General features: G+C 54.1%; 11 protein-coding genes and 3 pseudogenes. All 14 read left to right on the plus strand.

The window, feature by feature from the left end; all coding sequences use genetic code 11:
- The coding region (gene dnaE, locus HMPREF0080_RS05285) for a DNA polymerase III subunit alpha (RefSeq protein ID WP_006790262.1) at positions 1–2,401 on the plus strand (2,401 nt) is incomplete at its 5' end.
- Between the two features lie 129 nt (positions 2,402–2,530).
- Positions 2,531–2,734 (plus strand): 50S ribosomal protein L31, encoded by a 204-nt coding sequence (gene rpmE / locus HMPREF0080_RS05290; protein WP_040347342.1) that lies wholly within the window; start codon positions 2,531–2,533, stop codon positions 2,732–2,734.
- 82 nt (positions 2,735–2,816) lie between these two features.
- Positions 2,817–3,719: a DUF1385 domain-containing protein gene (locus tag HMPREF0080_RS05295; protein ID WP_006790264.1), complete on the plus strand. Its 903-nt coding sequence runs from the start codon at positions 2,817–2,819 to the stop codon at positions 3,717–3,719.
- Positions 3,720–3,741: 22 nt separating this feature from the next.
- Positions 3,742–4,827 carry a peptide chain release factor 1 gene (gene prfA, locus HMPREF0080_RS05300; RefSeq protein WP_006790265.1) on the plus strand — a complete coding sequence of 362 codons (1,086 nt, stop codon included), beginning with the start codon at positions 3,742–3,744 and terminating at the stop codon, positions 4,825–4,827.
- A complete protein-coding gene (locus HMPREF0080_RS05305) occupies positions 4,820–5,401 on the plus strand; it encodes a N5-glutamine methyltransferase family protein (RefSeq protein WP_006790266.1) in 582 nt (193 codons plus the stop codon). Before prfA ends, HMPREF0080_RS05305 begins: the two co-directional genes overlap by 8 nt.
- Positions 5,402–5,412: 11 nt before the next feature.
- On the plus strand, positions 5,413–5,676 hold the full coding sequence (locus HMPREF0080_RS10800; RefSeq protein ID WP_245527238.1) for a class I SAM-dependent methyltransferase: 264 nt from the start codon (positions 5,413–5,415) through the stop codon (positions 5,674–5,676).
- A 3-nt stretch (positions 5,677–5,679) separates the two neighbouring features.
- The gene (locus HMPREF0080_RS05310) at positions 5,680–6,732 is read left to right on the plus strand and encodes an L-threonylcarbamoyladenylate synthase (protein WP_006790268.1); all 1,053 of its coding nucleotides are present in this window, start codon (positions 5,680–5,682) and stop codon (positions 6,730–6,732) included.
- A gap of 46 nt (positions 6,733–6,778) precedes the next feature.
- A pseudogene (gene rpiB, locus HMPREF0080_RS05315) lies at positions 6,779–7,215 on the plus strand (ribose 5-phosphate isomerase B).
- 20 nt (positions 7,216–7,235) lie between these two features.
- On the plus strand, positions 7,236–7,859 hold the full coding sequence (upp, locus tag HMPREF0080_RS05320) for a uracil phosphoribosyltransferase (RefSeq protein ID WP_006790270.1): 624 nt from the start codon (positions 7,236–7,238) through the stop codon (positions 7,857–7,859).
- A 297-nt stretch (positions 7,860–8,156) separates the two neighbouring features.
- Positions 8,157–8,297, plus strand: coding sequence for a hypothetical protein (locus HMPREF0080_RS09915; protein WP_156795303.1), 141 nt, complete (start codon positions 8,157–8,159; stop codon positions 8,295–8,297).
- Positions 8,236–9,660 (plus strand): TonB-dependent receptor plug domain-containing protein, encoded by a 1,425-nt coding sequence (locus HMPREF0080_RS05325; RefSeq protein WP_006790271.1) that lies wholly within the window; start codon positions 8,236–8,238, stop codon positions 9,658–9,660. The genes HMPREF0080_RS09915 and HMPREF0080_RS05325 overlap by 62 nt, the downstream gene beginning before the upstream one ends.
- The gene (locus HMPREF0080_RS11525) at positions 9,641–10,402 is read left to right on the plus strand and encodes a TonB-dependent receptor domain-containing protein (RefSeq protein WP_050808824.1); all 762 of its coding nucleotides are present in this window, start codon (positions 9,641–9,643) and stop codon (positions 10,400–10,402) included. Before HMPREF0080_RS05325 ends, HMPREF0080_RS11525 begins: the two co-directional genes overlap by 20 nt.
- Positions 10,284–10,592, plus strand: a pseudogene (locus tag HMPREF0080_RS11675) (TonB-dependent receptor plug domain-containing protein); the annotation flags it as partial. The gene HMPREF0080_RS11525 and the pseudogene HMPREF0080_RS11675, both read left to right, overlap by 119 nt.
- A gap of 1,596 nt (positions 10,593–12,188) precedes the next feature.
- Positions 12,189–12,548: pseudogene (locus HMPREF0080_RS11680) on the plus strand (hypothetical protein); the annotation flags it as partial.
- Positions 12,549–12,590 lie beyond the last annotated feature (42 nt).

A 12,590-nucleotide genomic window follows, 5' to 3' on the forward strand; every position in this document is an offset into this window, starting at 1 on the left:
TTCCGCGGCCGGTTCGGTCGTCGCCTATCTTTTGGGCATTACTGGGCTGGATCCCTTGAAGTACAATCTTCTTTTTGAACGCTTCCTCAATCCCGAACGCATTACGATGCCCGATATTGATATGGATTTCTGCTATGAGAACCGTAATAAGATCATTGATTATGTTACGCGCAAATACGGCAAGGATCATGTGGCCCAGATCATCACCTTCGGTACACTGGCGGCCCGCGCGGTTCTGCGTGATGTCGGCCGCGTGCTGAACATGCCGCTCGGCGAAGTGAACCGCATCATGAAGACCGTGCCTAATGAACTGGGCATTACTCTTGATAAGGCGTTGCAGACCAGTAAAGAATTCAGACAGGACTATGAAACGAAGGAAGAAGTGCGCCGCCTTGTCGATTACGGCAAGGTTCTTGAAGGCCTTGTGCGGCATTCGTCGACGCATGCGGCGGGTGTCGTTATTTCAGCGGCGCCCGTTGATGACTACGTGCCCATGCAGTATTCAAAGGAAGGGTATTTGACGACCCAGTACGATAAGGATCTCGTTGAGGAACTGGGCCTGCTCAAGATGGACTTTTTGGGCCTGCAACGCCTTACGGTCATCGGTGATGCCGTGAAGATGATCAATCGCAATTACCGTACGGAGCTTGACATCGAAAAGATACCCCTTGATGATGAAGCGACATGCAGGCTTCTCACCGAGGGGGATACGGCCGGCATATTCCAGATGGAATCGCAGGGCATTACGAATCTTGTCAAAGAGTTGGCACCGAAGCATTTTGAAGATATGATCCCTCTTGTCGCCCTGTATCGTCCCGGCCCGCTCGGCAGCGGCATGGTTGAAGATTTTATTAAAGGCAGCCACGGCGAGAAAAAGGTTACGTATTTCCATCCGCTTTTAGAACCCATTCTTAAAGATACGTACGGCGTCATTCTTTATCAGGAACAGGTTATGCAGATCGCTTCCGCCATGGGCGGTTTCAGCCTCGGCGAGGCCGATCTTCTGCGCCGTGCCATGGGCAAGAAAAAGGAAGATGTCCTGAAGGCGCAGCGTGAACACTTTTTTGAAGGGACGAGAAAAAACAATATTGACGACGATATTGCCGGTAAAGTTTTTGACCTGATGGTGTATTTTGCCGGTTACGGCTTCAACAAATCTCATTCCGCCGCTTATGCCTATGTGGCGTGGCAGACGGCCTACCTGAAAGCGCATTATTGTGCCGAACTGATGGCGGCGACCATGACCAGCATGATTAACGATGTCAGTAAAATCAGCTTTTACGCGGCGGAATGCAAGCGTCATCACGTACCGGTCCTTTCGCCGGACGTCAATGAGTCGGAGTCGGTATTCTCCGTACAGAACGGCAATATTCGCTTCGGCCTGGCCGGCATTAAGAGCGTCGGTGAAAATGCGATCCGTGCTATTTTGGAAGCGCGCGAAAAGGACGGGCCGTTCCGTTCGCTTGAAGATTTTTGCAGCCGTGTCGACGCGCGCGTCGTCAACAGACGGGCCTTGGAAAGCCTGATTCAATGCGGCGCTATGGATTCATTCGGCAGGAAACGGACGCAGCTTATGGCCGTACTCGATCAGGCCCTTTCTCTGGGGGGGTTACGGCAGAAGGACGATGCGTCCGGTCAGATGGGGCTCTTTGATATGGAAGAAGCTGCGTCGGTGACGGAACTCGTCTATCCGGACATGGACGAGTATCCCGTGGCAAAGCGGTTGGCCATGGAAAAAGAATACGACGGGTTTTACTTCAGCGGGCACCCCCTTGATGCGTACGAAGATGTCATGAAGACGGTGACGCCCCTGTCTCTTCTCTACGGGGAAGATAAGGCGCATTATGACGGCAGGACCGTGCTTGCCGGCGGCCTTGTCACGGCCCGTCGGCAAGTGACGACAAAGCGCGTCGACTTGATGGCGATCCTTACGCTGGAAGACTTTACGCATACGGTGACGGTCGTCGTATTTCCGCAGACCTATCGGCAATGCAGCGCTTTTGCGACCGTCGATACAGTCGTCGCCGTCAGGGGCAGGGCCGATATTACGGAGGACGACGTACAGATCATCGCCGACAGCATTCAGCCGCTCAATGAAGAAGCGGCCGCTGCGGCGGCGGAGAACCGGCAGCAGGCGGATATCCCGCCGCAGGCCCTCTGGCAGGACGGGCGGGGTAAAAAGCTTTTTATCAAAATACCTGCCTATCTGGAACGGTCATCCCTCGGTGAGGATGTCGCGGCCGTGCTGAAAAAATATCCCGGTGAAACGAAAGTGTATTTTCATTTAATCGGCAGCAGGAAGACTATTTTAGCGGATAAAAAATACTGGATCACGGCGTGCCCGGATTTGCAGCGGGAGCTGGCAGGGATTTTGGAAAAAGGGTCGTATATATTGCAGTAGGTCCCGATTTTTTAATATCGTGAGAAGGCGGGCCTGACAAATCCGCGTCGATTATCTTGCAAAACAGCGTATTTCTGTGCTATAATCTCACAGTATGGGGTAAGTATGTTTAGAGAAGAGATGTGAATGGTGAAGGAAGGTATCCATCCGAATTACGGCAAGGCCGTAGTAACGTGCGCGTGCGGCAATACGTTTGAAACGGGTTCCACAAAACAGGAACTGCGTGTTGAAATTTGCTCTAAATGCCACCCGTTCTTTACAGGTCAGCAGCGTGCTCAAGCGGCTCGCGGCCGTATTGAACAGTTTAATAAACGTTACGGTAAAAAAAGCTAGACAGCTGAATAACAGCAGAACAAGCGGTAGGCAGAGCAGGGATGCTCTGCTCTATTTGTTTGTACAGGAGTAGGAGGTCCATTTGGATAAACCTGTATATGTCGGCGGACAGGCGGTCATTGAAGGCGTTATGATGCGCGGTCCCGAATATATCGCAACCGCCGTTCGCACACCGTCCGGTGAAATTACGGTAAAAAAAGATAAAGTCCATTCTTTGACGGAACGGTTCCCGCTTTTGAAGAAACCGTTTATTCGCGGTACAGTCGCGCTCGGAGAATCATTAGTATACGGCATGAAAAGCCTCTCTTACTCGGCTCAGGCGGCGGGGGAAGAAGAGGAACAGATAACAAATAAACAAATTGCCGGCACGATGCTGTTTTCCGTCATGTTGGCGATCGTTTTTTTTGTTGCCGTGCCCACTTTCGGGGCGAAGTTTTTTTTCCGCTCGGCAACGGACCCGATCTTGCTTAATATTGTTGAAGGGATACTGCGGCTTATAATCTTTCTCCTCTATATCTGGGGGATTTCCTTTACAGCCGATATACGCCGTGTCTTTGAATATCACGGCGCCGAACATAAGACCATCTGGGCTTATGAGAAAAAACTGCCCTTGACCGTAGAAAATGTGCGCGGCCAGGTGCGTCTCCATCCCCGCTGCGGGACCAATTTCCTTCTCATCGTCATGGTAGTCTCGATTTTCGTCTTTGCTTTCCTGGGCTGGCCGGGTATTGCCGAACGTATTTTATCGCGTATCCTGCTGATGCCCGTCGTCGCCGGTATCAGCTATGAAATGATTCGCCTTGCAGGCCGGACGGCAAACCCCGTCATTAAGACGATGTTCAAACCCGGGCTGTGGCTCCAATACCTGACCACGCGTGAGCCTCATGACGATCAGATCGAAGTGGCCATTGAAGCGCTTGAAACGGTGCGTCCTCATACAGAGGAAGAAAATGACGCCGCCCGTGCTGCAGGAGATGCCCGATAATTGCCGAAAGTGAGGAATAAGCATGTTTATAGATAAGGTACAGGCCGTAGAAAACAAATTTATCGACTTGGAGCAGCGCATCAGTGACCCTTCCGTTATTGCCAGACAGGACGAATGGCAGAAGTTGACGAAGGAACATGCTTCGCTTTCTCCGATTATCGACGTATTCCGTAAGTATAAAGAGATTTCTTCGACTATTGCCGATGATAAGGAAATCATTGCTGACGGTTCCGATGCGGAACTCGTTGCCATGGCCAGGGAAGAACTGAACGAATTGGTACAGAAACAGGCGGCCCTTGAAGAAGAACTGCACCTTCTTATGCTGCCGAAGGATCCGAATGACGACAAGAACGTCATCATGGAGATCCGCGGCGGTGCGGGCGGTGATGAAGCGGCGATTTTCGCGGGTGATTTGTTTCGTATGTACATGAAATATATTGAAAAGCAAAAAGGCTGGAAAACGGGTATTATCAGCGCGAATGCACCTGAATTGGGGGGATATAAGGAAATTATCTTCTCTGTAGAGGGCAGCGGTGTCTATGGCAAATTAAAATATGAATCGGGCGTTCATCGTGTACAGCGCGTACCCGTGACGGAATCGGGCGGCCGTATACATACATCGACGGCAACTGTTGCCGTGCTTCCCGAAGCGGAAGACGTGGAGGTCGAGCTTAATATGGAAGACGTGCGTGTCGATTATTTCCGTGCGTCCGGTGCGGGCGGCCAGCATGTCAATAAGACATCCTCCGCCGTACGGATGACACATATCCCGTCGGGGATTGTCGTTGAATGTCAGGATGAACGCTCGCAGCTCGAAAACAGGGCCAAGGCGGTGCGCGTCCTCAAAGCGCGTCTGTTGGCTCAGGCCCGGGAAGCTGCCGATGCGGAAATGACGGAGGCCCGCCGCAGTCAGGTCGGTACGGGCGACCGGAGCGAACGCGTGCGCACGTACAATTATCCGCAGGGCCGCGTGACGGATCATCGCATTAACCTGACGCTGTACAAGCTCGAAAATATTATGAACGGGGATATTGACGAATTTATTCAGGCCCTTGCCGAAGCCCGCCGCACCGAATTGATGAAAGAAGCCGAAGAAAGCCGTGAATAAGCAGTGGACCGTCGGGAGCATCCTGCAGTGGACACAACGGTTCTTTGCGGAAAAGGAAATAGATACGCCACGTTTGGATGCGGAAATCCTGTTGGCCCATGTACTCGGGAAAGAACGTATCTATCTCTATGCCCATTATGACGAACCGATGACGCCGGGAGAGCTGGCGGCATATAAGGATATAATAAAAAAAAGGGCGGCCCGTTACCCGGTCGCCCGTATTTTGGGTGTACAACCCTTTATGGGCCTTGATTTTTCTGTTTCCGCAGCCGTTCTCGTACCGAGACCGGAAACGGAGCTTCTCATTGAGACCGTGGAAAAAGAAGAGGACAGACAGGCCCCGCTGCGTATCCTCGACATGGGGACGGGCAGCGGCGCTATTATCATCAGCCTCCTGCATCATTTTACGACGGCTACGGGACGGGGCGTCGACATTTCGGCAGAGGCCCTTGCCGTTGCGAAAAAAAACGGTGAAGCTTTTGTGTTGACCGCGTCGAGTGGACGGAAAGCGACCTTTTTGCCGACGTGCCGGCGGAACAATATGACTGGCTTGTTTCCAACCCGCCGTACTTGACGCAAGAGGATATGGAACGGCTCGAGCCGGAAGTCAGTCACGATCCGGAACAGGCCCTTTTCGGCGGCGCCGACGGGTTGGACGTATACAGGCGTATTGCTGCGGACGGGGCGGCGTATGTAAAGGCCGGCGGCAAGTGCGCCCTTGAAGTGGGTGCCGGTCAGGCCCGGGCCGTAGCCGATATTTTTACGGCAACGGACCGTTTCCGCCTTATTCGTATCTGTAAGGACTACGGCGGTATAGAACGGCTCGTTCTCCTGGAGAAAAAGAGGTAAGGTATGAAAGATACAAAAGTGGCGCGTCTTACCGGGACGGCTGCCGATAAAACTGTTTTTGACGATGCGGGGCGGATTATCCGCGGCGGCGGCCTTGTCGTCTTCCCGACGGAAACGGTCTACGGCATCGGCGCCAACGGTCTTGATGAGGCCGCGTGCCGTTCTATCTATGCGGCCAAAGGCAGGCCGGGCGATAATCCGCTTATTTTGACCGTCCCCGATGTAACAGAGGGGAAGAAGCTCGTTTCTTACATCCCGCCGTTAGCGGAAAAATTGATGCAAGCCTTTTGGCCCGGTCCGCTGACCGTCGTTTTGCCGCGCAGGGAGATCGTGCCCGATGCGGTAACCGGCGGCCTTGATACGGTTGCTCTGCGTTGTCCCGCCCATGCGGGCTGCCGTGAATTCCTGCGCGCCGCCGGCGTACCCGTTGCCGGGCCGAGCGCCAATCTTTCGGGACGTCCCAGCCCGACGACGGCGGCGGAAGCACTCCGTGATATGGACGGCCGCGTCGACATGATCATCGACGGCGGCGCCGCAGCGATCGGCGTCGAATCGACGATTGTGGAGGTTCTCGAACAGGTCGTAACCATACTTCGTCCCGGCGGTGTAACGGAAGAAATGCTTGCCGAATTTACGCCGTATGTGACCATGGATGTCCATCTTCTCACCGATACGGGCGTGCCCAAGGCTCCGGGCATGAAATATCGTCACTATGCGCCGTCGGCGCCGATGCGGGTTTTTGTCGGCTCCGTCACTGCCGTTGCGGCAGCCATGGAAGCGGCGCGCCATACTGCCGCCGGGGACAAAAAGGCCGTGGGCTATCTTGTCAGTGCGGAAACGGCGGAACGGCTCGGCCTTTTCGATGAACCCTTTTATACGTGGGGGCGCCACGGCGTGAAAGAAGAGCTGGCGGCAAACGTGTATACGGGGTTATTGTTCTTTGACGATAAGCCTGTCGACTTGATTCTTGCCGAAGGCGTAACGACAGGCGGTATCGGTACGGCCGTGATGAACCGCCTGAAAAAAGCGGCCGGTGGGGCTGTTGTCGACGTCTGAGCGGCGTTGTATAATAGGTTAGACGGATTAAGAGGAGGCATGCCAGATGAAACTCGTAATTGCGGCCGATCACGGCGGCTTCAGACTGAAAGAGGACATCAAGCAATATCTTGCGGAAGAGGGGATCGAGTTTACCGATTACGGTACGCATACACCGGAGCGCTGTGACTATCCGCTCATTGCGGAAAAAGCGGCTCGTGCCGTAGCGGCGGGAACCTTTGACAGAGGCATTCTCGTCTGCGGGACGGGTATCGGTATCGGGATTGCGGCTAATAAAATTCACGGCATCCGTGCCGCTCTTTGTCAGACACGTTCTCGGCGGAATACAGCCGCCGTCACAATGACGCGAACATTCTCACCATGGGTGAACGCGTTATCGGACCGGGTCTTGCCAAGGCGGTCGTCAACGTGTTCCTCCATACGGGATTTGACGGAGGGTATCATGAAGTACGTGTCAATATGATCAAAGAATTGGATAAATAGGAAGTCGGAAGGAGTACAGCATGCAGGTACAAATTATGGATCACCCCCTTATTCAGCACAAGGTCACGTTAATGCGCATGAAAGAAACGGGATCGAAAGATTTTCGTGAATTGCTGGAAGAAATTACGATGCTTATGGGGTATGAAATCACCCGGGACCTCACCTTGGAAGACGTGGCAATCGAAACGCCCATTACGAAGATGACAGGCAAACAGATCAGCGGCAAAAAACTCGGCATCGTCCCCGTTCTACGCGCCGGGCTCGGCATGGTGCAGGGCATGTTGAATCTTATTCCGACGGCCAAAGTCGGACATGTCGGCCTGTACCGCGATCCGGAGACACTGAAGCCTGTCGAGTACTACTGCAAGCTCCCGGATGTGGAAGACCGTGATTTTATCATTGTTGATCCTATGCTGGCAACGGGCGGCAGTGCTTCCGCGGCGATTACACTCCTTAAAGAACGGGGCATTAAGCACATTAAGCTGATGTGTCTTGTAGCGGCGCCGGCCGGCATAGACGTTATCAATACAGATCATCCGGATGTCAAGATTTTCGTTGCCGCGTTGGACGAAAAACTCGATGAACACGGCTATATCGTTCCCGGATTGGGCGATGCGGGCGACCGCATTTTCGGCACGAAATAAGACGTCCACTTTGGGCGGGAAGCGAAGATAATAGAACCATGGAAGAACAATCTTGTTTGTTCTCCCATGGTTTTTTGCGTTTCCGGAAGATAGCGGTATGTTTATTTGTATAAGAGAAACCAGATGTTATGCATAAACGGTATTGTATTTTTAAATTTTTGTCCAAATGGATTATTTTTGGTCTGAATGGAGTGGAAAACAGAGGATAACTTTTTTTATTATATATACTGATAACAGTACTCATAATATATAGTACATGTCTGTATACATATAAAACATACGAGGGAGGAAGGAGTTATGAACAAGTCTGTACGGCGGGGCGGACGTTATGCGCTGCTTACCTGTGCCGTCTTTACCTGGCTGAGCCTGCCCGTCTGTGCGGCGGACAGTCCGCAGGGGGGGGGACAATCGGGTCGAAACGGGAGACATTGTCGTTAAGGTCAACGCGGCCAAGGAAGAGGCCAAGTACGAAAGTCAGAGCACGACGGTTATCACCAGGGAGGACATTGAGAAGAAGCAGGCCAAGTCGGTCGAGGACATTATCTTCAGCGAGGTCGGCGTGACGCGCACGGTCGATGCGATGGGGAATGTCGGCGTATCGATCCGCGGCGCGGAGCCGCGGCATACGCTGATCATGGTGGACGGACATCCGGTTCTCGGTGATGTGGCGAAGTATCGCGGCGCAGGCGACGAAGTGATGCGGCTCGGCGCGGAGAATATCGAACGCATCGAGATCATTCGCGGGGCGGCGAGCGCGAAGTACGGCGCTGATGCCATCGGCGGCGTCATCAATATCATCACGAAGACCGCAGGCAAGAAACCTGCACTTGCGCTCAATGTGGAAGGCCTGCGGGCACAGGACGGCAGAGAAAATACGCCGTTCAGCAATTTCTTCCTGCGCGCCGATGCGGGTACGGTCGGCAGACTGCGCCTTTCTGCATGGGGCAGCAAGCGCGACGTTCTGCCGATTTATGCGGCGAAGAATGTCTCGACGAGCTGGGATTCGGATTTTCGCTCGTCGCTGCGTTACTTTGGCAGCATAAAGAATGTCGGCCTCCAGGGGACGTATGATCTTGGCAGGCAACAAACGCTCCGGTTTTCTCTGGGCAAAGAGATCGAAGATATGAAAAAGCATGTCAAATACAGTAATGAGGAGGAAGAACCCGAGCAAAATCTGCGTCGGGAGATCAAACGTGATACATACGACCTCTCTTATCGTGGGAGAAACGGAAAATACGACTGGGTCGTAGACTACAATTACGGAAAACGAACGGAGAATGACATCGGAATTTTATCCCTGGCGAAAAGTACGCAGTATACGGGATATAATATGCTGTTTTCCCTCAATGACGTTGAGCATCGGCAGTGGAATTTGGACACGAAGATCAACGCTGCGGTCAATGATGACCATCTTCTGACCTTCGGATTCGGCTACTCCGATGAACATGGAGAAGGATCCCGCATTCAAGATGCGCCCACATCGTATAAGAAAAAAATCCGGCCGGACGATTACGATTCAAATCTCTGGCATCAATCGGTGCCGGGCACCGCGCTGATTTCTCCGGAAGGAAAATCGTATGTACACGATTATAAGTTCAATCGGGATGCAAGCGGCAATGTGTACTGGGATGAGGCATACGAGTATCGCGGCACGGCGGACTTGGACAACTACAAAGAAGTGCAGGCAAGCGATATGCTCAAGCCGAACAATCACATCACGGTCATAGATAAAGCGGACGGGCGCGGAAATCGCCGATCCTTTGACGACATTAGGCGCCGGTATGGTATATTACGCTTATAAATTCGGGGATAATCCAACGATGCCGTACCTTGCCCGCATCAACGGCTTTGGATACAAGGAAGAATACAATGCCCGTCAGAACACCTTGACCATCGGCAAGGCGCAGATTCAAAAATGGCATGCCTACCTGATGGATACATGGCAGTATGACAAAGACACCATTTTTACACCCATCGTCCGTTTGGATCACAGCACCCTTTTCGGCAGCCATGTCACGGCGGGCGTCGGCATGACGCACAATGTCGGCGGCAATCCTCACCGCCGCTTCAAGGCGAATGTGGGGACGGGGTATGCGGAACCGGGCATGGGCGAGCTTTACTACAACTGGGAGATGTATCCTGCGATGAGCGAACACGCGCCCGGCTGGTATTGGGTCGGCAACGCGCAGCTCAAGCCGGAAAAGTCCGTAAATCTTTCGCTGTCCCTTGAAGGGGAAACAAAGAACACCTTTGCGCGCGTGAGCATCTTCCACAACCGCATTAAGGACTATCTGACGCATTATTTCAGCGGGCATTATCCTGTATCTGCGGATGAACGCTCCGACGACGCCCGGGGGCATCGGCGATCCGGATCCGAGCTCGCGCGATCGTCTCTATTCCTTCCGCAATCTGGGCAATGTCGCGATTACAGGGCTGGAGGCGGAGCTCGATCATGCATTCAGCCGTCATTGGTCGGTGAAACTCGGCTATACGTACCTGCACGCGATCAACAAGGATGCGGAGGAGAACCACATGCCGCGTGAGCTTCTCGATCGTCCGCGCCATAAGATCGATTTCGGCATTCACTATATGGATGAAAAAACCGGCTGGAGCGGTTCGCTGTGGGCGGATTACTACCTGAACATGCTCGACAGCAATTCTGTGGATATGTCCAAGCAGGCGGAAGCGGAACACGCGGCGGATTACAAGCGTAAAAGCTTTGGCATCTGGAATCTCATGGTACAGAAGAAGTTCGGCAAGGACGCCATGGCGTATATCGGCGTGGACAATCTCTTCGCGAAGCGTGACGATGACCGTGCGTTCCAGGGGCGTGTCTATCGTTTAGGCATGAATTTCGCCTTTGACAGCGCTGGCGGTCGGGCCGCGCAGCGGGAGGATCCGGAGGATGCCGCGCTGCTCTCTTCTTTCGATCGCTCCGATTGGTTTATCCGGCGCGATACGGAAACGCTGCGCCCGGGAGAGTTCCGCGTTTCGGGGGATTACCGATTGCGTCAGGACAGTCATACGGGCGAAGCGCGGAGCGGCATACGCGTCACGGACAAGCGGGATGTCGGCGATGCGCAGAAGAATCTTGAGGATAAGCCCGCGCACGGCTATGCGCAGCGTCTGCGCGTGCGTGCGGATGCAGGGCTTGGCGCGCATACGTCAGCGACGATCGTCGCCGGTGCGGCAGGCGGCATGGACGGGCAGGAGGACATCTCTCCGAGCCGGGGGCTGAATAAAGCTCGCATCGAGCGTGCGGAGCTGCGCCACGAAGCAGGAGCCGTGGATGTTTCTCTCGGTAGGCTGGAGGAGCGCATCGGTCTTACGGGGTACTTCTTCGGGAAGGACTACGACGGGGCGCGCGCTGTCTGGACGGGCGAACGTACGCAGGTGCGCGCGGGCGTTGGCGATTTCTCGCATACGACGGGCATAACGGATACGGCGTATACGAAGCTCACGCCGATGGCGTTCCTGCGAAGCGCGACGAAGGACGAGCTGCTTGGCTGGGTGTTCGAAGATGCGGAGGGGAATACGGTATCCGATCGCCTCATTCTGCCGAATCTGGACAAGATGAATTATCATCAGAAGTTCCTCGATGCCCAGCAGCAGGATCAGGCGGTGGGCGGCGGCAGTATAGAGCATCGCATGAAGGTCCTGCGTGAGTTTTATACGCTGCTGAAGGAAATCGATCCCTCCGTTACGGATGAGCACGACCGATTCAGCCTGCATTCGGGGCTTACCCGAAAAACCGGCGGCAGTATCGGCGTCACGATGGATAAATTCGATCCGACAAAGGATCTCGATACGTATTTCAACAGTGCGGAATACCTCAATGAGATAAAGAACGCGATGAAGGAGAATGGCGGCGTTCTCTATTTGCAGGACGGCAGCTATACGCCCGTTCATGAGGCGGATCTTACGCCGGAGAATTTCCGCCGTTGGTTCGGCGCCTACGGCCTCAGCAACGGCGATGCGAATAATTTGTCAAAACGCGGCGGGTATGCAACGACGATCGGGTATATGATCTTCAATTTGTCCGCTCTATGGAATCCGGACGGCACTTCGTATCTGCCGCTGTCGAAGGGGCCGAAGGTGATTCCCGTCCCCGACGGGCAGCTTCTCATGCGCGATACGACGCCCGCCGTCAAGACGGCGGGATATGTGCAGGTCAAGCATCTGTTGACGGACGATCTCGGCGTGCAGGCGCACTATATGAAGTCGCTGCAAGACTCGGACTACGGCGGCAAGATCGCCTCGGTGTACGGTCTCGGCGCGAGCCTGCGCCTGGGTGCGATGGCGAAGCTCTCCTATGAATGGGGGCAAAATTCCTCCGACTTTGCAAAAGGCCTGAACGGCGGCTCTACGCCTGCTTATCATGTGCTCCGCCTCGACTGCGGGACGCCCGACAGCTGGGAGAAGGGGAGCTGGAACGCGTTCTTCGACTACAAGCGTTTTGCACACGGCTCCTTCCTCGGCGGCAACGGCACGGAGTCTTTGCCCGACCGCTACATCGACGGCATCCGCAGCTTTACCGTCGGTGCGGGCTATGTTCCGATCGACAATCTGCGCGTTGACTTCTTCTATACGTTCGATGCCAAGGGAACGGCGAAGCGAGCCACGCTCTTTGGCAGCGAGGATTTCAAGCTCGGCGATTATGCGCGTGTGCAGGCGACGTATAAATTCTAAACCATATTCTTTATATAGGACAGCACCCTCCCCCAAAAGAAA

This window comes from Megasphaera geminata F0357 (assembly GCF_000239275.1).
In the GTDB taxonomy this organism is placed as follows: domain Bacteria; phylum Bacillota; class Negativicutes; order Veillonellales; family Megasphaeraceae; genus Megasphaera; species Megasphaera geminata.

Coding starts and splice junctions, on each gene's coding strand:
- prfA (WP_006790265.1), top strand. CDS start 3,742: ATGTTTATAGATAAGGTACAGGCCGTAGAAAACAAATTTATCGACTTG.
- HMPREF0080_RS10800 (WP_245527238.1), top strand. CDS start 5,413: ATGGAACGGCTCGAGCCGGAAGTCAGTCACGATCCGGAACAGGCCCTT.
- upp (WP_006790270.1), top strand. CDS start 7,236: ATGCAGGTACAAATTATGGATCACCCCCTTATTCAGCACAAGGTCACG.
- HMPREF0080_RS05310 (WP_006790268.1), top strand. CDS start 5,680: ATGAAAGATACAAAAGTGGCGCGTCTTACCGGGACGGCTGCCGATAAA.
- HMPREF0080_RS09915 (WP_156795303.1), top strand. CDS start 8,157: ATGAACAAGTCTGTACGGCGGGGCGGACGTTATGCGCTGCTTACCTGT.
- HMPREF0080_RS11525 (WP_050808824.1), top strand. CDS start 9,641: ATGGTATATTACGCTTATAAATTCGGGGATAATCCAACGATGCCGTAC.